The sequence below is a fragment of the Candidatus Paracaedibacter symbiosus genome (genome assembly GCF_000757605.1).
In the GTDB taxonomy this organism is placed as follows: Bacteria; Pseudomonadota; Alphaproteobacteria; order Paracaedibacterales; family Paracaedibacteraceae; genus Paracaedibacter_A; species Paracaedibacter_A symbiosus.
This window is the reverse complement of record NZ_JQAK01000001.1, coordinates 664,022-681,130: the sequence shown is the minus strand read 5'-3', so window position 1 is coordinate 681,130 and position 17,109 is coordinate 664,022. Positions and strand designations below refer to the sequence as shown.

16 protein-coding genes are annotated in these 17,109 nt (G+C 38.2%); 10 read left to right on the top strand and 6 right to left on the bottom strand.

Annotated features, from left to right (window positions below; all coding sequences use genetic code 11):
* Nucleotides 1-31: 31 nt before the first annotated feature.
* The 5 genes from IG80_RS0103185 (at nucleotide 32) to IG80_RS16700 (ending at nucleotide 7,273) form a co-directional block, all read left to right on the top strand.
* Entirely contained in the window at nucleotides 32-3,466 is a 3,435-nt protein-coding gene (locus IG80_RS0103185; RefSeq protein ID WP_032112548.1) for a HEAT repeat domain-containing protein, read from the top strand.
* 270 nt (nucleotides 3,467-3,736) lie between these two features.
* Complete coding sequence (locus tag IG80_RS0103180) at nucleotides 3,737-4,069, top strand: hypothetical protein (RefSeq protein ID WP_032112547.1); 333 nt, start codon at nucleotides 3,737-3,739, stop codon at nucleotides 4,067-4,069.
* A gap of 32 nt (nucleotides 4,070-4,101) precedes the next feature.
* Nucleotides 4,102-4,392 carry a ProQ/FINO family protein gene (locus tag IG80_RS16130; protein ID WP_232224311.1) on the top strand — a complete coding sequence of 97 codons (291 nt, stop codon included), beginning with the start codon at nucleotides 4,102-4,104 and terminating at the stop codon, nucleotides 4,390-4,392.
* Nucleotides 4,393-4,562: 170 nt separating this feature from the next.
* On the top strand, nucleotides 4,563-6,749 hold the full coding sequence (gene recD2 / locus IG80_RS0103165; RefSeq protein WP_032112544.1) for an SF1B family DNA helicase RecD2: 2,187 nt from the start codon (nucleotides 4,563-4,565) through the stop codon (nucleotides 6,747-6,749).
* Nucleotides 6,750-6,973: 224 nt separating this feature from the next.
* Nucleotides 6,974-7,273 (top strand): WGR domain-containing protein, encoded by a 300-nt coding sequence (locus IG80_RS16700; RefSeq protein WP_156962103.1) that lies wholly within the window; start codon nucleotides 6,974-6,976, stop codon nucleotides 7,271-7,273.
* On the opposite strand, the gene IG80_RS16695 is transcribed toward IG80_RS16700, so the two are convergent.
* Nucleotides 7,254-7,370 carry a DUF4113 domain-containing protein gene (locus IG80_RS16695; protein ID WP_084756088.1) on the bottom strand — a complete coding sequence of 39 codons (117 nt, stop codon included), beginning with the start codon at nucleotides 7,368-7,370 and terminating at the stop codon, nucleotides 7,254-7,256. The two genes, IG80_RS16700 and IG80_RS16695, sit on opposite strands and share 20 nt — an antisense overlap.
* 316 nt (nucleotides 7,371-7,686) lie before the next feature.
* Between IG80_RS16695 and IG80_RS16690 the strand changes: the two genes are divergently transcribed.
* The 5 genes from IG80_RS16690 (at nucleotide 7,687) to IG80_RS0103145 (ending at nucleotide 9,388) form a co-directional block, all read left to right on the top strand.
* Nucleotides 7,687-7,908, top strand: a complete 222-nt coding sequence (locus tag IG80_RS16690) for a hypothetical protein (RefSeq protein WP_420887378.1) — start codon at nucleotides 7,687-7,689, stop codon at nucleotides 7,906-7,908.
* Between the two features lie 30 nt (nucleotides 7,909-7,938).
* Nucleotides 7,939-8,148, top strand: coding sequence for an IS3 family transposase (locus IG80_RS13815; protein ID WP_075553145.1), 210 nt, complete (start codon nucleotides 7,939-7,941; stop codon nucleotides 8,146-8,148).
* 9 nt (nucleotides 8,149-8,157) lie between these two features.
* Nucleotides 8,158-8,544 (top strand): DDE-type integrase/transposase/recombinase, encoded by a 387-nt coding sequence (locus IG80_RS13050; protein ID WP_052045945.1) that lies wholly within the window; start codon nucleotides 8,158-8,160, stop codon nucleotides 8,542-8,544.
* A gap of 116 nt (nucleotides 8,545-8,660) precedes the next feature.
* On the top strand, nucleotides 8,661-8,966 hold the full coding sequence (locus tag IG80_RS0103150; RefSeq protein ID WP_032112542.1) for a leucine-rich repeat domain-containing protein: 306 nt from the start codon (nucleotides 8,661-8,663) through the stop codon (nucleotides 8,964-8,966).
* Between the two features lie 134 nt (nucleotides 8,967-9,100).
* Nucleotides 9,101-9,388, top strand: a complete 288-nt coding sequence (locus tag IG80_RS0103145) for a Tn3 family transposase (protein ID WP_032112541.1) — start codon at nucleotides 9,101-9,103, stop codon at nucleotides 9,386-9,388.
* A 224-nt stretch (nucleotides 9,389-9,612) separates the two neighbouring features.
* On the opposite strand, the gene IG80_RS0103140 is transcribed toward IG80_RS0103145, so the two are convergent.
* Genes IG80_RS0103140 through IG80_RS16495 form a run of 5 tightly spaced genes read right to left on the bottom strand, consistent with a single transcriptional unit; the run spans nucleotide 9,613 to nucleotide 17,027 of the window.
* Complete coding sequence (locus IG80_RS0103140) at nucleotides 9,613-12,585, bottom strand: AAA family ATPase (RefSeq protein ID WP_032112540.1); 2,973 nt, start codon at nucleotides 12,583-12,585, stop codon at nucleotides 9,613-9,615.
* Entirely contained in the window at nucleotides 12,582-14,351 is a 1,770-nt protein-coding gene (locus IG80_RS0103135; RefSeq protein WP_075553144.1) for an ATP-binding cassette domain-containing protein, read from the bottom strand. Before IG80_RS0103135 ends, IG80_RS0103140 begins: the two co-directional genes overlap by 4 nt.
* On the bottom strand, nucleotides 14,348-16,138 hold the full coding sequence (locus IG80_RS0103130) for an asparagine synthase-related protein (RefSeq protein ID WP_032112539.1): 1,791 nt from the start codon (nucleotides 16,136-16,138) through the stop codon (nucleotides 14,348-14,350). The genes IG80_RS0103135 and IG80_RS0103130 overlap by 4 nt, the downstream gene beginning before the upstream one ends.
* Nucleotides 16,135-16,839 carry a lasso peptide biosynthesis B2 protein gene (locus tag IG80_RS0103125; RefSeq protein WP_032112538.1) on the bottom strand — a complete coding sequence of 235 codons (705 nt, stop codon included), beginning with the start codon at nucleotides 16,837-16,839 and terminating at the stop codon, nucleotides 16,135-16,137. Before IG80_RS0103125 ends, IG80_RS0103130 begins: the two co-directional genes overlap by 4 nt.
* Before the next feature lie 59 nt (nucleotides 16,840-16,898).
* Nucleotides 16,899-17,027 carry a hypothetical protein gene (locus tag IG80_RS16495; protein WP_269517046.1) on the bottom strand — a complete coding sequence of 43 codons (129 nt, stop codon included), beginning with the start codon at nucleotides 17,025-17,027 and terminating at the stop codon, nucleotides 16,899-16,901.
* Nucleotides 17,028-17,109 lie beyond the last annotated feature (82 nt).

Genomic DNA, 17,109 nt, shown 5'->3' with positions numbered 1-17,109 from the left:
CCGGGAAGGCTGGGGGAAATCTCGCATAAATTTGGATGTGTTTAGTCCTGAAGAGTCTGTTAAATACCTTTTAGATAAAACGGAAATAACCCCAACTTCAGAAAGCAGACTAAGTGCAGAAAAACTTGCCAGAGAATTAGGTAATCTTCCACTTGCTCTGTCTCATGCCGCATCTTACATCCATTACATACGTGAAGAAGCAAATAGCACTTATCAATTTGAAGATTATTTAAAGCATTTTATACAGCAGCCAGATAGCCATTTTAAACAATTCAAAGCTCCCTATACTTTAGAGTCTGAAAATAAATTAGAAATTACCCACGAATATCTTGTTGCCAAAACTATACAAATGTCTAAAAACCATATTACAGAATTGGGAAAACAGCTATTATTCTATTTTTCTTACCTTGATCCAGATCACATCGTTGCTGACGTTTTCTTAGCCTGCACAAAAGATCAAGACACCCTCACACAAACAATTGCACAATTATCTACTTTTTCTCTTATAAAACCAGGTGATCCTTTTCTATCAATACATCGTTTGGTGCAGCACGTACTAAGGGCAGAACAAAACCGTCAAGAAAATAGAGCGCATTTACCAGAGACGCTTAATACCATCTTGTCCAGCTTTTATACTTATTGGAAAGGCAATTTAAAAGATGTTAAAGAAAGTGGTAATTTGTCTCCACTCTACCAAAACACCACAGCACTTTTATCTCATTTAGTGAAAGTTGGTAAGTGTTTAGAAGATGAGATTTCTAAAGATGACAAAGGCTTAGAAGAGTACTTTATTCACTTGAGAACTGGAGAGATTCTATTACATCACTGTTTTAAAGACAGTCGAGAGAAGTTGCGCAACACAATCTTTCAACAGCAACAAAAGCTAGAAAGCCAAGCTGATAAAAAAGAAACTTTCTCATTAAAAATATTGCAAGAAGAAATGAAAGAAGAAGGTATTAACTTAAGAGAGGAAGATTATCCACTTTTTTTCTCAATTCTTTCAGAAAACCCATCTATAGCGGAACGAATTGAAATTGCTAAAACTCTTGCCGAAATTAAGCCACATCAAAGGAAAAATGTTATAATACTTGCTCAGTCTTTGTTTGAAAAGAGCATGAGTAATAGTGGCAAAGCTAAAATTATCACCGCTCTTTCTAGCATAGATGCCCCTACCAAAAGAGAAGCTGTGGCAAAATCCGCGAAAGATTTATTTAACCAAGACATGATTGACAGGAACGCTGCAATTGCCACAGCTCTTGCCAAGATTGAGGATCCTATAAAAAGAGAGGCTGCAGCAAAGCATGCAAAGGTGATATTCACCGCAGACTTGGAAATTGGTAGAGATGAGATTATTACTGCTCTTGCCAGGATTGAGGATCCTATAAAAAGGGAAACTGTAGCAAGATCTGCAAAAGATTTATTCAGCCTAAATATGCAGTATAAGAGGGACGCAATTATTGACGCCCTGGCCAATATTAAAGATTCTACAAAGCAGGCTGTGGTGAGATCCTCACAGAACTTCTTAAATCTCGGCTTATTCAGATACAAGGATATGGCTCAAAGTATCTATGCTCTTGCCAAAATGGATGACCTTATAAAAATAGAGATTGTGGCAAAGTTTACAAAGGATTTAATCACGCAATACATCGAGAGTGATAAGATCGCTGCAATTATCCATGCTCTAGCTAGCATTGAGGATTCTAAAATAAGAGAGGCTGCGGCAAGATCCACAAAGGATTTAACGCAAACTATGAAGGGTGATGAGAAGATTAAGGTTATTCATATCTTTGCCGGCATTAAAGACGCTACAAAAATAGAAGTTGTGGTGAGATCCACACAGGATTTAGTCACACAATATATGGAGAATGAGGAGATTATTGAGATTATCTACGTTCTTGCCAATATTGAAGACTCTGCAACAAGGGATGTTATGGTGAGATCCACAAAGGATTTGTTCGAGCAATGTATAGAAAGTGATGAAGTTACTGTAGTTATCAAAGTTCTTGCCAATATTGAGGATTCTACAAAAAGAGCTGCTGTGGTGAGGTTCACAAAAGATTTACTCACGCAAGATATGAATGGATATGAGATAGGTCAGATTACCTATGCTCTAGCTAGCATTGAAGACTTTGCAACAATAGAGGCTGTAGCAATAGCTGCAAAGGATTTAACTCAAGGCATGAAGGTTTATGAGATTGCTGCAACCATCCGCGATCTAGCCAGCATTGAGGACTTTACAACAAGAGAGGCTGTGGTGAGATCTGCGAGGAGCTTAATTACGCAAGGCATGAATGGACTTGAGATTGCTTCTATTATCCGCGCTCTAGCCAGCATTGAGGACTTTACAATAAGAGAGGCTGTGGTGAAGTCCACAAAGGATTTATTTGCGCAATACATGGATGGCTATAATGGGGCTGCGATAATCTACGTTCTTGCCAAAATAGATGACCCCATAAAAATAGAAGTTATGGTGAGATCCATAAAAGATTTATTGGCGCAATATATGAGTGATTATGAGAAGAAGAGAGCTGCTCTTATCAAGTCTCTTGCCAGAATTGAGGACGCTGCAACAAGAGAGGCTGTGGTGAGATTCGCAAAGGATTTGGTCACGCAAGATATGGAGGATGATGGGATTGTTGCGATTATTGATGCTCTTGCGAGCATTGAGGATACTATAAAAAGAGAGACTGTAGCGAGAGCCGCAAAGGATTTAGTTACACAGTATATGGGGGGGCAAGCAAGGGCTGCACTTATCAAGGCTCTAGCCAGCATTGAGGACTCTGCAACAATAGAGGCTGTGGTGAGGTCCGCAAGGGATTTAACACAAGGCATGAAGGTTTATGAGATTGCTGCAACCATTCGCGCTCTAGCCAGCATTGAGAATCCTACAACAAGAGAGGCTGTAGCGAGAGCCGCAAAGGATTTAGTCACGCAAAACATGGGAGATTATGATAGACTCGATATTATCCGCGCTCTTGCTAAAATTGAGGATGCTACGACAAGAGAGGCTGTAGGGAGAGCTGCAAAGGATATAGCTACGCAAAACATGGGGAAGTGTAGGGCAGCTAAACTTATCAAAATTTTTGCCAACATTGGGGATACTAAAAAAATAAAGACTTTATCGAGAGCTGCAAAGGATTTAGTCACACAAGACATGTTGGGTTATGAGAGTGTTACACTTATCAAAAATCTTGTCAGAATTGAGGATACTAAAAAAATAAAGGCTGTAGCGAGATTTGCAAAGGATTTACTCATTCAAAACGTTGAGGGTCGCGAAGCAGCTGGATATATCAGTGCGCTAGAAAAAATCACACTCCAAGAACAATCCAATAAAATTTGGCATAGTATTTATCAGCTTTTAGCAGATAATCAAGCTATTGATAAAAGCCAAGAATGGTTGATCGAAATTGCTATATCTACTTTAAAAAATGACTCTTACAAATTTATTCAGATTTTTACAGATTAACTCTTGCATAATCAATTCAAAGGGTATCGTCATCAACTTGTCTATTTAAAATCATATAATATAAGGCTTATCAAGATGACTTGATGATCAGAAAGGGAAGGCCTTCCCTGTGTTGTAATGATACCGAGATGATTATAATGCGAACAGCCCCTAATCTTCTTCCTTTGATACCTCAAAATGTAAAATGAGACTTAATTTTACAGGTGATGTAAAAGCAGCTTTTTACTATCTTTAAACCACAACAACTAGTAACCTTTTTAGAGATTTCTAATGACCGAATCTAAAAAAACGCTCTCAGTGAATTTTGGGGAAAACGGAAAAACCCCAACCCAGCTGCAAGAAAAATTGCAACAGATAAAGAACTTGTATGATAAGGGCGCCTCACCAAAAGTGTCTCAACCTCAAGCTCCTAAAAAACCAAAGCCTCAACCAAGTAAACCGCAGCAAAAAACACGAGAAGAGATAGAAAAAGAAAAAGCTGCTAAATCCAAAAAACACGCGCTCATAATAAAGAAGGAACAGCAAGAGGCCAGACAACAACGGTCTGAGAAGACACAAAATGCGCTTGGCTGGCTGCATGATACCTATCCAAACTGCTTTTAATTGGGATGAACCCAAACCTTTAAAAAAACGCATTGAAAAAGATATCTTTGCTACTTTACCAGAAGATCTGCCCTTCCCTCGGCTTGCTATTCGCTGGGCTATTGCCTATTATGTTGGGGCACCAAGATATCTCGATGCCCTTTTCAAAATCCCAACACCGCTTTGATCTTCAAGGAGAGCCTGTCGAGGAAGTTATACCAGAGCATCAACAGCGAGCGGAAGAACAGCTCCTTCAATACATTGAACGTAAAAAGCGATTCTATGCTGAGAAAAAAGAAAGACGACAAGCCTGGAAACAGAAAATGAAAGAAATATCCATTTAACTCTCAAAATCAAGTGCTCAATAAAGAGGCACAGGGTAACAAAGAGTTGAGTGAGCTGTAAGATAGAGTGGTTAACAAAAAGTTAACAACAAGCATATCCACAGGTTCTGTGCATAACTGGGCCTGTTGTAGTTTTGCTTATATGATAGAGGAAGGATAAAAGAGAACGCATGGTAAAAGGCGCCTTATCAACGTCACAGACAGAAGATCTTCAGGGGATCATTGAAAAGGTAACTTATCATAATCCTGACAATGGATTCTGTGTCCTTCGTGTGAAGGTCAAGGGACAGCGGGACTTGGTGACCGTAGTGGGGTCCAGTCCTGTTATAACAGCAGGAGAATGGATCCAGACCACAGGAAGTTGGTTTCAAGATAAAGTCCATGGTCTCCAATTCAAAACAATACTTTTAAAAACAACACCACCCAACACTCTTGACGGAATCTTGAAATATCTTGGATCTGGCATGATCAAAGGTGTCGGACCGGTGTATGCTAAAAACCTTGTTAATGCCTTTGGAGAAGAGGTTTTTGATATCATTGAACAAAATCCTGAACGGTTATCTGAAGTCCCAGGCATAGGTCCCCATCGACGCCACAAGATTATCACTGGTTGGGCTGACCAGAAGGCTATCAGAACCATCATGCTGTTTCTCCATTCTTATGGCGTCAGTACCACCAGAGCGGTGCGCATTTATAAAACCTATGGCAATGCGGCGGTTCAAATTATAAAAGGTAATCCTTACCAACTTGCGCGCGACATCAGGGGGATTGGTTTTATCATCGCTGATACCATTGCCATGCAGATTGGCATTGCCCAGGACTCCCTTATTCGGGCAAGAGCAGGACTGAATCATACGCTTGCAACAGCAATGGACGAAGGCCATTGCTGTCTTCCCGTTCCCAACTTGCTGGAATCGGCACAAACACTTCTTGAAATTAACGGAGATATTCTCGAGACGGCTTTAGATCTTGAGCTCCAGGAAGGAACCCTTATCCAGGATTTCATTAGGGATACCTCTTGTGTTTTCTTGAGCGGACTTTACCAAGCCGAAAAAGGAATTGCTGAAAAGCTGCACAAGCTTCAGTCAACACCAGCTCCCTGGCTAAATATTGATATTCCGAATGTCATCAGTTGGGTGGAAGAAAAAAATAGTATTACTCTTTCTCAATCTCAAAAACAGGCGCTCAACAAAGCTCTCACACACAAAGTAACCATTGTAACAGGGGGGCCTGGGGTCGGCAAAACAACGCTTCTTCGGTCTATCTTACAAATTCTCCATGCTCAAAAAATGGAGCTGGCTTTATGTGCCCCGACGGGAAGAGCAGCCAAGAGAATGACAGAGGCCACAGGGTTCGAAGCAAAAACAATTCACCGACTCCTCAATATCATTCCAGAAACAGGTTTCTTTGCCCACAATAACAATACTCCTCTTGTCTGTGATGTGGTTGTTATTGATGAGGTGTCCATGGTTGATGTTTCTCTCATGAATGCTCTTCTGAAAGCAATTCCCGACCAGGCTGCTCTTATTTTGGTGGGCGATCAAGATCAGCTTCCTTCCGTTGGCCCAGGGCAAATTTTAGCTGATTTGATTGCCTCAGGGGCTATCCCCTTTATCCATCTCGCCGAAACGTTTCGCCAAGCAGCTTCCAGTAAAATTATCTCTGTGGCTCAAAGTATTAATAAAGGAGTGATACCGCCCCTCAAAGGCTATGGCGCTGATTCAGATTTCTTCTTTATTGAGTGTGAAGAACCGGAGAAAGCTCTCACTACAATTGTTGAGCTCGTCCAAAGGCGACTGCCCAGCAAATTGGGTTACTCGCCACTCAACGATATCCAGGTTCTTTGCCCAATGACACGCGGCATGGTTGGGACACGCAGCCTCAATATCGAACTTCAAAAAGCCTTAAACCCACCTTCAGAAAAGAGTTTACAGAAATTTGGTTCTTGGTACAGCGTAGGAGATAAAGTGATGCAGATTGAGAACAATTATCAAAAAGAAGTCTACAACGGCGATATTGGGATCATCCAACAAATTAATGAGGAAGGAGGAGAGGTTCTGATCGATTTTGAAGGAAAAAAAGTTGCCTATGACATGCACGAGCTGGATGAAATTATCTTGGCCTATGCAATGACTATTCATAAATCTCAAGGTTCTGAATACCCCGTTGTCATTATTCCGCTCCTTACCCAACACTATCCCATGCTGAAAAAGAACCTGGTTTATACAGGGATTACCCGAGGCAAAAAACTAGTGATCCTTGTAGGGCAGAAAAAGGCCTTGGCGATTTCGGTCAACAACAAAAATGTCCAAAAACGCTGGTCTATGCTGGAAGGACATTTGAAAGCCTTATCCTAATTTTTTTCATAGGCTATAAACAATCACTTTTTCTCATAAATACAGTGTTACTGAAGTCGCTACGAGAGAAATAAGCTGTATAAATTCATTTACTTATAGATTAAGAGTAAATCTAGAAATACTTAGTTATTAACATTTTCTGTGGATAACTTTGAGACCTTGTATAAGCTTTAAAGAGAGGTTTTCTCAACATGCTTGCTTTATTAAATATCCATCTGTAGGCAATCAATAGCGAGAAGAATGTTTTCCGGCAATATGAATTGTATGTAGGTAAAGACCTCTTTGGTAGTTGGCTTTTAACGATAGCTTACGGCCGTATTGGCAAAGTCACACAAGTGAGAAACTACCCCTTTGATTCCATGGAAAGCTTAAACACGAAACTCCAACAGCCTTTAAGAAAAAGACTATCTTCCCAAAAGCGAATGGGCACCAACTATCATGTTACCTCCTATTCAATATCAGGAAACAGTCTAAATGAGACATTCTTGAAAGTTTTGGATTCTTTTATTTTGTCAGAACGATAGGCAGCTCTTTCCAAAAAGTTGTATAGGCTGGGGATTTCTTATCTTTCCTTGCGTGATGATCGCAGACAAGCTGAGAAGTTACAATAAAGCTTACCAAGTTTTTCTCAAACTCTTACAGCAGCGTTCACATAAACGCTTGAACAAATAGGATAGAAAATAGCCATTAGCCGACAAGAGAAAAGGAGAAACAAATAAGGGGCCCGTTGCATTTGGATACGACAACTCCACACGGTAAACTTGTCTTTGGTATGTTTGCACTATACTGCCCCTAGTTTAGAAAAGCGTTGAAATAAAGGATTCTTTCTGTTGATTTAAACAACAAAAGGAAGACGAAAATGCAGCGACGCCAATGGACAAGCGAAAAGAAAGCAATGATTGTCCTCTCCGGTTTAAGAGGATAATCAGTTGCCTCCATCTGTAATGAGCATGGAATCAACCAATTCCAGTATTATCAATGGAAAGATCAATTTCTAGCAAACGCTTCTAAAGTCTTGAGGTTGAGAAAGTTAGCCAGAAGCAGGCACGGCTGGAATGTGAGAACCAAAAGCTTAAAGGGCCTTGTAGGTGAACTCACCTTGGAGTTAAAAAAAGCGAGGGATGGTCATGAAAAAGCGTGGCACCTATACAGCTGTTGAGATTCGAAACATCCCATTTGTCGAGCGGATATGCCAACTCAAGTCGCGGGCCATCCTTTCTGGGGATACCGCCGTGTATGGGCCCATATGACTTATGTGGATGGGTTAAAGATCAGCAAGCACAGAGTCGAACGGCTGCTGAAGCAACATAATCTGCAAGTGAAGAAGAACCTGAAACTCAAAGCTATTCGCCGCGCAGATACTAAAAAGCCAAAGCCAACTCACCCCAATCAATGGTGAGGAATCGACATGACCAAGGTTATGATAGATGGTTTTGGCTGGGTCTATGTGGTCATTGTCATTGATTGCCACACCAAGAAAGTGGTCGCTCATTATGCGGGGTTACGGTCCAAAGCTTGGCATTGGTTGTTTGCTCTCAATAAAGCCGTCAACCGCCAATTTACTAATGGGGTGCGCGGGCATAGCCATTTGATGTCTGATAATGGATGCCAGCCTACATCTACTAGCTTTATGGCGGCATGCCGTGCTTTGGGAATTCACCAAGCTTTCACCAGCTACAACAATCCTAAAGGTAATGCAGATACTGAGCGATTTATGCGTACTCTCAAGGAAGAATTTGTTTGGCTGAAGGAATGGACTAGCCCAACGGCTTTTATTGATAAGCTAGACCAATGAATCGAACACTACAATGCGGCTTATTTGCATTCAACGCTCGGCTATACACCACCAAATACCTTTGAACAGAGATTTTTAACCAAAAACAAACAACAGGTGACTCCTTTAAAACTTGCTTGCTAAACTGGGGGCATTACACCAAGCTGCAGAGTTTACTTCTTAAAAATAATAAATTGGAAACCCTTCCTGATTGGTTAAGCCAGTTAACTGCATTGCAAGAGCTCTGGATTCACAATAATCCATTGGCTGCAGATTCTGTAATGGGCTATCTCAAAGTAGCGCCTAAAGGAGTAAGAGTTGTCATATCTAAAACTCTGCTTGATAAAATACGGGGCCCACTTCAAGGTTACTACGAGGTAAAAAAACATTGGAAAGAGCCGGAAGCCTTCCAAATCACAAAAATTCCAAATCACAAAAATTGATAATATACTATTAACAGCTCAGAAGGGTTTTCCAGACCATCAAGGAGAAGTCGGAGTAAAGGAAACTTGGATCAATCAATCTGAGCTGCTCAGCGCGGAGCATAGCCAAATTAAGGAAACCAATTTAAAAAGCGGTGCTAAAGTCTCCAATAAAGGAAAAGCCCTCTAAAGTCGGATCAGCAAAAGCCTCACACCTCTGGTGTCAGAAATCTGAGCTCCGTGAGAACTGGAATTACTTATATCTATCCGACAAACTTGAACGCATTGAAGATCAGCCAAAACAACAAAAAGCACTTATCACAGCAATTTCAACGCATTCTGTCATGTCTTGGGCCCACGTTAATATGCTTGGAGAATATGATTTTTCAGATGAGAAACTCTCTGATTCCTTTAATATTTGCCCCCAAAAATTACGAGCTTAAAATCTCGTTAAAATGGGGGAATCAAAATCACTCATCAATCAATGTATCTAAGGCTATTGTTAAGTTCACGTGGCGGTTTGCATACCTTTATGGGATTTAACCCTATGTTATACAACATCAGCATTAGAGCCCATTTTTTTACTGGGCAAGGTTTAATGAAAGACAAAACCTATTAATCCAATTTCATGAGTCCCCCAACATAGCTGGGGGTTACCAATGTTTATTTATTGCACTGTCTCACAATGGCCTTCTTTCTCCTCTGTCTTTTTTTCTTTTGCGGAGGAGTTTGTCTCCTCTTTTTTGGAGGCATCAGCTGCAGAGGGGGTTGGTTGCTCGGACAGATTAAAATAAGATTTAATCACATCACTACAGGTAACAGGGGCACCTTTATTTGTAAACCAAGATACAAACTCATTATAGGCATTTTTACAACTTGTGTAGTGGCGTGAATTCTTATCTATTGCATTTAGAGTAGTTTCTCCTTGTTCCTTAAGAACTTCTAAATGATAACAGAAAGAGAGAATTTTTTCCTTCTGGTTCGCATTTTTCGTTATTTGCTTATATGGCTGCTCAACTTTCTCAAGTTTTAAAAGCTTGATTGCTATTGATTTAACCAATTCAAGATGGTACATGAATACTTTGGCCTTTTTCTGGTCAGTATCAAATCGATTCATACGATTTTTAAAGGCTCCTAAAGCATTTTCATTAACATTTGAATTATTAGTAGTTGGGTTATTGTTATCGGCAGTTGACTCTTTTACTAGCTTAGATCGATCTAGCACCGGTATACTTTCTGTTTTATAAAGACTTTCAATCAGTGGTGCATAGGGGCTATAGTCGATAAAGGGCATATAGACGATTTTATGCATAGGGATAAATTTTAGTACATATTTTTCTCCTCCCAAAAGATTGTTTATAGCGTTTATCTGTTCCTCTTCACTGGCTGAACCTAAAGAATTTAGTTCTCCGGCTATTTTATAAAGTGTACCAATTTTGTTTTGTAAATCTTTGTCCATTTCAAGATTAGGTAAGTTTTGGTTCACTAACTCTTTATGATATTCTTCTATTTCCATTGGAGAGGGAGAGTTGTTAGGCGAGTTTTGTGTATCATTAGAAGCGAGTCCTTGTGGATTATTAGATGAAGTCGCTTCTTTTTCTTTACCTTTTGTTTCTAATCCTATTCTTATTCTTATTCTTTTTTGTAAAATTTCGTTTTCTATTATTGTTTTTGCATTGCGAATTGACTGTGTCTTTGCTGTTTGTTCTAATATAGATATCTCTTCATCCTCACTAATGTCTAGCTTGTACTTCTCTAACATACCATCCATAAAACGTTTTAGAGTTGCGTTTTTAGCATCATCTCCAAGTCCTGTACACTTGTTTTCTATAACACGATCTCTTAGAGCCTTGAAGGGATCAGAGTTTGTCTCTATTGTTTCTTTATAATCTGTTAATGATGGAAAGTGCTTATCAAGGAATTTCATTGCATTTAAGAGGCCAGTAGCTTCTTCGTCACCAAGCTTCTCAGCATCTTCCAAATATTGTTTTGCCCGTTCTTTTGCCTCCGTTTTATTTTGAAGGCCATTCCCTTTTAACTCAAGTTTTGCCAATTCTTTATAAATACAAACTTTTTTCCTGTTTATTATTGATTGATCATCTTGTGTTGATCGATCATCTTGTGTTGATTGATCATCTTTGACGAGTGTTTGCATGAGATCTAGTATAGGGACAATGGAATTTTTAGATAATTCTGGTTTAGGTATTTCATTATTAGCGGTAATAATAAATATTAAATCTTTTATTGGAACATATCGATCAAAATAGGGACTAAAAAATGTTGCTTTTTTAGGGTCTAAATAATCCAATAACATTGCAAGTGTCTGTGTTGCTGTTCCCGGATCTAATAAAAGGCGATCAAAGTCATTAAGAATAATGATTGTGTTTGAATAGGTTTCTCGTACCTTTTTTATTTTTACATAGAATACGTACTGTACGTTAGAAGTATGCTTAAATGCTTTATCACTTGAAATCTCGAATCGTTTAATCTCATCTTGTTCTCTTTCTTTGCACCCTCGCAACAATGCTTGCACAATATAACCAAGATTTGAATTCTGGCTTGAATATCCTTGACCTTCTAGAGATGATTGAGAAATGTCTCGTCCACTCCTTATAGGAGTTACAAAAAAAGGTAATCCTAGATGATTTAATATTTCTTCTGCGGCAGTAGTTTTTCCAACCCCAGGCCCGCCAAAAAAGTAAAATGCTCGTTTAGATTCAGTGTCAGCTGTATTTTGGGTTTCAACCGTATCTTGGGAAGAAGCAATAAGTTGTGAAATCAGTTTTTTAAACTCCTCTTTGGTTTCCTCGTTATAAGAACATAGATTGTGATAAGAACGTAGATTGTGTGTCAAAGCGGTGGAATTTGAAGAATCTGCATTAAGATTCCAAAAATCAGAATTAAACTCTATGACTTTTTTTTGAATTGGAAAATCTAAACAATTTTCCAAAAAAACTCTTATCGAACTTAAAGGAGGGAACGGCCCAGGGTTTCTAGCACCAAGTAAAGACCCTTCAATTTTTGAGCGCAATTCTGCAGGATAAAAACGTTTCCTTAAAACGTAAGTGAATTCTAAATCAGAAATATTTTCTTTAACAATATTTCTAATAAGTTCTTTCTTTTTGTTTTCAAGAGTATCCCACACTTTTTGAAAATCTAACTTCTTACTATCAGGATCCCAAAAATCTTGTATTGATAACACACCTGTCCCTAATAGACTGGCTCCTACAGCAAATTTTGCAGCAGCCTTAGTTGCTTCCGTAGTACCTAATAATACTAGGCTAGTTCCTTGTGAGAGAGCGCGCCCTATAATCCCTAAAACGGCTGTAGTTTTCGTAGGTTTAGCAGCTTCAATTGAACGTTTTAATGTTTCGAATTCATTCTTAAATCTAGGGAACATTTTGTTTTCTAGGCAACTAATTTTTTGATCAATAAAGAGTTCAAGAATCTTTTTATCTATAGTCTCTTCATTAAGATGTTTGATATTATCCCATGATCCTCGATACTTTTGTTCTAATCTTCTTTGGTCATATATAGATTCATCAAAAACATCAATATATGGACTAACGGTATCATTTGATAAGGCAGAATAGGGAATAAAGAACAGACTTGTTAAAAGATAGCGTAATTGAGGTTTCATTTTGATCTCCAATAATTGTTAGTTGTTTTTTGAGATTGATAAGCCACTTGGGCTTCGCAGCTGTTAAAGGATGGGGGTACTGTTTGAGAAATACCCCCATTATTTAACGAAATAATTTTATCAGCTTTATTAATCATAAAAGGTCGATGGGTGATGATAATTTTGGTCATATCAGGAAGAAAAGTTTCAACATTGTTTTGAATGAGGAGTTCTGTATTTTTATCGAGAGAAGAAGTAGCTTCATCGAAAATACATATTTTGGGTTTTTTGAGAAAAAGACGCGCAATAGCGAGTCGTTGCTTTTCTCCCCCTGAAAGTTTAAGACCTTTATCCCCAACAATCGTATGAATACCATCAGGAAGACAATCTATGAAATCTAGGAGGCATGCTCTCTCTAAAGCAAGCTCAATATCTTTAAGAGAGGCATCAGGCTGAACAAAAAGAATATTATTTTTAATAGTATCATTCAATAAGTAGGTTTCTTGAGGAACCCAACCTATGATTTCATAGAGGGATTGAAAAGATAGATGCTTAATGTTTGTTTGGTTAATAAGGACTTGGCCTTTGGTAGAGTCATATAATCTTAGAAGGAGCTTTGCAAGGGTAGATTTACCCTTACCTGTTTCCCCTAAAATAAGAAGAGTTTTTCCGGACTCTATTTCGAAAGAAACCTTATCTAAGATAACTCTGTCTTTATACATAAAAGTGACATCTTTAAACTCAACATCAAACGAATTACCTGATAGTCGCAATGGATGGGGAGTCTCCTTGATTTCACTTGTAGTGAGGAGAATGTCAATGATCCCTTTCATATCCAAAAGAGCTTTTTTTATATCCTGTATAATTTGACCTAAGATGCTGATAGGTAGAATGAATTGTAATATATATCCGTTAAAAAGGACAAAATCCCCAACTGTTAGTGTGCCTTGTAGAACCCCTACAGCCACAAAATAAGTAAGGAAAGAAAGCCCAAGTCCTAGAATTATAGATTGTCCCAAACGAGCAGTACTAAACTTTGTCAGAAATTTGACTTCAGCTGTTTCTCGTTTTTTTAATTCTTTTTCACAGACGTTGATTGCTAACTCATGCCTTCCAAACACCTTAACGGCTTCATAATTAGAAAGCCAATCTATCACAACCCCTTCTGTATTTTTGTCGATTTCATTGGCAATTTGGCGGTCATTTAAAATGGACTTCATAGATATAAGCGTATAAATAAAAAATGCAACCAGCGTTCCCGCAAGCATAAGAGTATAAATAGGGGGATAAAGACTTGAGATAAGAACAAGAACAAACAAAAACTCAATAATAGTGGGAAGAACATGAAAGAAGACACCTAAGATAATCGAAGGTACATCTGTTTGAGCTCTCCGAATTACATTTGTTAATGCCCCTGGCTTTTGGTCCAGGAAATAGCTATGAGAAAGAGTATAGATATGGGAAATGACTCTTAAACCTAAAACGAATGTAATACGCTGTTCAATTCGATAGGTAAAGATGGCTCTTAAATGAAGAGATGCTTGACTTATCATCCAGATAGCACCATAACCTAACAAAATTAAAGTAATGGACCCTATCTCTGAAGAAGAAAAAGACTCAATAATCTTTTTCAGCATGAAAGGCACAGCTATCGTAGAAATAATCCCAATAACGAGAAATATAATGCTTAAGAAAAGATGGATAAGGATATGCTTATCTTCAAAGGTTTTTAACAGTATAGAGCTCAAGCATGCCCAATAGTGTTTATACCGGGTTTTATTAATCATAATGACCTCTCCTCCCAAAACCTTAAGAAAATTTCAAGAGAGGCTAGATGCATAAATGCCCACAAATTCTTTACATCACCGTTTCCAATACGGATGATCGTTTGATGTAAACCTTTCTTATCGATATATCCTTGTTTTACAAAATATCCTTCCAAGCAAATATCGAGAACTCGCTCAAGATTTTTTTTAACTCCCAATTGAAATAAACCTGTGGTTTGACCTTTATCTCTCCTCCAAACAGTTTCTGTTTTGAAATTATCATTAACAGCCTTTCTGAGAGGGTAGCGATCATAGCCTTCATCAAAAAGTTTGTAAGTAGGAAAGGATAAAGCAAATTCTACGATAGGTTGATAAAGAAAAGGATAAAAAGCTGGGTCAGCTTGATGCATTAGTTCCAGATGAATTGACGCAATTCCTTCGTACAAAGCATCGATCTGTTCATATTTTCCAGGAAGAACTTTGGATGAAAGATTATTATAAATTGGATGAGTATCGAGAACTTTGAGAATCATCTCTTTGTTAATCCAGCTAGGGATATCCTTTAATTTTTCCTTCAAAGATACCCTGTCTTTTTTTCTACCAAAGACATAAGAAAACAAGCTAGTGACATTTTCTTTGATGATAGGAAAAAATGAATCCCTATAAAATTGGGAAAGATTTTTAAGTTCCTGTGTAGAGCCTTGTAAGCCTTTTTCTATAATATAGTCGGAGAGTGCTTTTTTTGAAGGAGGACGCATAAAAATATGATCACTACCATGGCCGCTTATAAAGGTAAATGATTCGTTGTCTGGAAGAGCAGCAAGTATTGTTTCCAACCACCTTAGGCTAACCATTCCTGCAAAAGGCTTATTTGGTTTTAAAGGTTGTTTGTTCCGCGGAGAATCAAAAGGCAGAGAATTTGAAACATCAACTTCAATAAGATCGATTCCTGTTTCCTCACAGACTTTGCGGGCATGCTCCAGCTCATTTGAGGATTTAATTTGGGAATGAAAATAATTTAAAGCTGTTAAAGTTTGATTTTTCTTAATAATATCTTTTAAGCAATAAACAAGAGAAGAGGAATCCAATCCCCCTGAAAGACTTACACAAACCGATTGATAGGGTTCAATCCAAGGTCTTAGCGTTTTCTGGAGGACATTGACAGTGTCATATTCCTGTATTGCTTCGTTTCTATAAAAACTTAGAGGATTCCAAAATGGAGTCGTTTTTCTTTCATTCTTTGTTATTTGCAAGCTGCAGGCGGGAGGAAGCTCAAAAACATTTTTGAAAGGCGTCTGAATAGAACTATTATTACCATAGACAAGATAAGAACATAGGTAATCCCAATTATATTCTGGTTTTTGACGTAGGACCTTAAAAAGAATGTCTATATCAGAAGCAAATAAAAGACTTCCATCTGGAAAGGGATAATAGAAGAAAGGAAGCTGCCCCGTCGAATCAATAACAATGTTAAATTGAGTGGCAGTTTCATTTGCATTAATATAGACATATTTTCCCCATACTTTTTCCAAAATTTCTTCCCCATTTAAAAGAGATAATTCTCTAAATGTTTCTTTCCGTAATGCAAAGGAGTTTTCTTTGTCAAAAACGCGGCCAATAAGGAGTGATAAAGCATTCTCCCAAACAGCATCCATATCTTGGAGATTGGAGAGTTTGCCATAGCATAGAACAAGAGAACCTTTTCGTATAACGGAAGGCGAATCTTGGGTAAAAGACTCAACAGCTTCTTGTAAGTTTTTTTCGGTCAGCGGCAGTGAGCCAAATTTTAAAAGGCCTGCGTAAATCATGGCTTTAATCTCCTAAACGGTTCGTTTAGAATAATGGCAAGGCCTTCTCTTAAATCTGGCGAATCTGTGACAGTTTTTCCATCACATTCAACCCATGCATGGGCAAAAAACGGATAATTTTGTATTCCAATTTCTAAATTGCATTTCCATCCTTTTTCCAGGGCAATGAGGACAAAAGTTATCGCCCATTCTAAGCATTTTGTTCTGGTTGGATACAAAAAGCAGGCCTTATTGACCATATTTGCCAAGTTATTTAGCTCCTCTTCTGAAGGGATGGTGTATGTTAGATGGTTCTTACGAGATTTTTTTATCAGCTGAATCGTTGCGTATAGTCCCTTAAACATTATATAAAAATTAACTTTAATAAGAGTCATAAGGACTTTTAATACTTGGGCGTTTAACCTTACCTCTTTGCTTGTCAGAGGTAACCGCCAATCCACATTTGAAACCCCGTTCGAATTAAGCTTACGATCAATGTAAAAAGGATATGGATGTTCTTTAGTTTGAATAATATGGTTATTTAGAAGTTTTTGGATATGAGGCGAGTCTTGAGGATGAGACGTGAGCTCTTGAAAAAAGCTTTGAAATAATTTAGAAAAATGGGGGGGATAAATAACATATTTATCAGCTTTTGAATCCAAAAGAATAAATTCATCTCGAAATTGAGAGACATAAATATGATCTTGTAAATGGTAATACATAATTTAGTACCCTTAAAACCAGGCATTACTTTTTTGAAAAAGTAATGCCTGTTAGCTAGCTAGACATAAGTGTAATAAGCCCCAGAACCTTCTGAGGGGTCGCCCCCTTTGGAACCCTGAGTTAAAGTAGAAGCGCTTGCTACCAAAGTGATTCCATACTCAGTATCATTAATTTCAATATTTTCCATTTTTTTCTCCAACTATTTAATGTATCTAACAGTTTTGAGTATCTTGAAAACAAGCATAGGGTCTTCTATGATCGCATTAGTT

What these genes read in the sequence shown, in the direction of transcription:
- IG80_RS16495 (WP_269517046.1), bottom strand. Translation starts at nt 17,027, where the DNA reads ATGGAAAATATTGAAATTAATGATACTGAGTATGGAATCACTTTGGTA.
- IG80_RS13815 (WP_075553145.1), top strand. Translation starts at nt 7,939, where the DNA reads ATGCCAACTCAAGTCGCGGGCCATCCTTTCTGGGGATACCGCCGTGTA.
- IG80_RS13050 (WP_052045945.1), top strand. Translation starts at nt 8,158, where the DNA reads ATGACCAAGGTTATGATAGATGGTTTTGGCTGGGTCTATGTGGTCATT.
- IG80_RS0103140 (WP_032112540.1), bottom strand. Translation starts at nt 12,585, where the DNA reads ATGAAACCTCAATTACGCTATCTTTTAACAAGTCTGTTCTTTATTCCC.
- IG80_RS0103125 (WP_032112538.1), bottom strand. Translation starts at nt 16,839, where the DNA reads ATGTATTACCATTTACAAGATCATATTTATGTCTCTCAATTTCGAGAT.
- recD2 (WP_032112544.1), top strand. Translation starts at nt 4,563, where the DNA reads ATGGTAAAAGGCGCCTTATCAACGTCACAGACAGAAGATCTTCAGGGG.
- IG80_RS0103135 (WP_075553144.1), bottom strand. Translation starts at nt 14,351, where the DNA reads ATGATTAATAAAACCCGGTATAAACACTATTGGGCATGCTTGAGCTCT.
- IG80_RS0103130 (WP_032112539.1), bottom strand. Translation starts at nt 16,138, where the DNA reads ATGATTTACGCAGGCCTTTTAAAATTTGGCTCACTGCCGCTGACCGAA.
- IG80_RS0103180 (WP_032112547.1), top strand. Translation starts at nt 3,737, where the DNA reads ATGACCGAATCTAAAAAAACGCTCTCAGTGAATTTTGGGGAAAACGGA.